The sequence below is a fragment of the Seramator thermalis genome (assembly GCF_004138125.1).
GTDB lineage: Bacteria > Bacteroidota > Bacteroidia > Bacteroidales > Dysgonomonadaceae > Seramator > Seramator thermalis.
Map to the genome: position 1 here is coordinate 1 of NZ_RXHS01000032.1, position 2,348 is coordinate 2,348.

A 2,348-nucleotide genomic window follows, 5' to 3' on the forward strand; every position below is an offset into this window, starting at 1 on the left:
AGGGGTCAATAACCGCCGGAATGACAGTTAAAATGTATCTGTTTACCCTGGTTTCCCGGGGGGTCAGTATGCCCGGAATGGGGGGTCAGTATGCTCCGGAATATCCAAAAACAAGTACTTCGCTTGCACGCACAGGGGATTTCGAACCGAAAGATAGCCGGCGATTTGGGGTTATACAAGGGGACAGTCAATACCTATGTGCGTAAGATTAAAGAGCATGAATACAGCATTGAAGAGCTATTGGCTCTGGATGAACCGGTTTTGGAGAGTAAGCTTTTCGCCGGCAATCCCGCTTACAAGCAGGATCGTTTCGAAGAGTTTAAGGGCATGATTTCTTACTGGGAAGAAGAGCTCAAAAAACCGCATGTGACACGCTATCTACTTTGGGAGGAATACAGGGAAAGCCATCCGGATGGTTACGGTTATTCCCAGTTCTGTTTTCATTTAGGACAGATTATCAAAGCACGCAAACCGGGAAGCATATTGCAGCACCATGCGGGTGAAAAACTATTTGTGGATTTTGCCGGAGACACTGTCTCGTATATCAACCGAGAGAGTGGAGAAGTAATACAAACGCAGGTGTTTGTAGCCTGTCTCCCATATTCAGACTATGCTTTTGTGATGGCCGTTCCCTCGCAAAGCACCGATGATTTTCTTTATGCTCTTTCCTGTTGTTTAAAACATCTGGGAGGCTCTCCCAAAATAGTAGTTACAGACAATCTGAAGGCTTCGGTGATTAAAACAGACCGGTATGAACCCGAACTGAACAGGGTGATGGATGATTTTGCCAATCATTACGGATTCGCAGTTTTGCCCGCTCGAGTGAGAAAACCTCAGGACAAGGCCTCTGTTGAAAACGAGGTAAAAATTGTGTACAGGCGCGTTTATGCCAAGCTTCGCCATCATACCTTCTTTTCTCTTGAAGAGATAAACCGGGCTTTAGCCGATAAAACGCGTGAACACAATCAAACTCGTCAGCAGCAAAAGGGATATTGTCGGGAAGAGAAGTTTCTGGCAGAAGAAAAACCTTTATTGAAAGCACTTCCGGAAAAAGATTTTGAGATAAAATATTATGCGAAACTCAGGGTAGCTCAAAACAACTGCATCTATCTTGCCCGTGACAAACATTATTATTCCGTTCCTTATCCGCATATCGGGGAAGAGGCGGATGTCATCTATACCCGAAGTTTGGTTCGCATTTATATCCGGGGAGTATATGTGGCTACCCACCTACGCACTATCGGATTTGGATATACTGTCGTCAAAGCGCATATGGGTTCCGGCCACAACTTCTATCATGACCGCAGCCCGGAGTTCTATATCAGGCAAGCGGGGAAACACTCTGAGCTGTTGGCTGAGCTGTTTGCCGTTATTTTTGAAAGGGCAGAGATACCCGAGGTACAGTATAAAAGATGCGATGGACTGTTAAGCCTTCAACGAAAGACAGATCCGGTAATTTTTGAGCGGGTATGCCGCTATGCGCTGGACAACGATATTCTGACCTATCAATCCATCAAAAGGGTAATGGATACTAAAGCGTATATGCTTAACGGGGAAGAAGAAAAGCAGCAAGGCAAGAAAAATAGGAATATACAGCATATCAATATCAGAGGTAAGAAATATTACGAGGAATAATATCCCGTAAATACATTCATCAAACAAATATCAAAACAATGGAACAGATTAAATCAGAACTTGTAGCCCTACGCCTGTCGGGCATGGCTGCTACATTGAAGACATTGGAGGAGAGCAGGAAAATCCATGAACTCTCTTTTGCGGATGGATTGCGACTGCTCATCCAGGGAGAGCGGGACCAGCGGGAAGCAAACCGCTATACCCGTTTGGTAAAAAACGCTTCGTTTCGATATCGGGCAACCCCGGAGGAGTTGAGTTTCGATACTTCCAGGGGGATGGACAAGGTACAAATCCTTTCTCTGGCAACAGGAAACTATATTCGCCAGGGGGAATCGATTTTGATTACGGGAGCCACGGGATGTGGAAAAAGCTTTATAGCTTCCGCATTGGGTTATCAGGCATGCAAACAGGGATTTAGCGTATACTACTTCGGTATGCAAAAGCTGATGGCAAAAATTAAAATCGCCAGAGTGGAAGGTGTTGTCATGCGGTTGTTTGAAAAGCTGGCCAAAACAGATTTATTGATATTCGATGATTTTGGCATCGGCACAATAGACAATCAACAGCAGCTGGATTTTATGGAAATAATCGAGGACAGGCATGCCAGGAAAGCAACCATCATAGCCAGTCAGCTACCTCCGGCCAGCTGGTTCGACCTGTTCTCGGATGAAACGATCGCGGATGCGTTTATGGATAGAATGATCCATACTTCA

Annotated in this window: 2 protein-coding genes; both read left to right on the plus strand. The window is 45.2% G+C overall.

The window, feature by feature from the left end:
* Nucleotides 1-90 precede the first annotated feature (90 nt).
* Entirely contained in the window at nucleotides 91-1,635 is a 1,545-nt protein-coding gene (istA, locus tag EJN84_RS12130; RefSeq protein ID WP_129595669.1) for an IS21 family transposase, read from the plus strand.
* Between the two features lie 38 nt (nucleotides 1,636-1,673).
* Nucleotides 1,674-2,348, plus strand: a 675-nt coding sequence (gene istB / locus EJN84_RS12135; RefSeq protein WP_129595670.1) for an IS21-like element helper ATPase IstB, incomplete at its 3' end; no start/stop codon positions are given.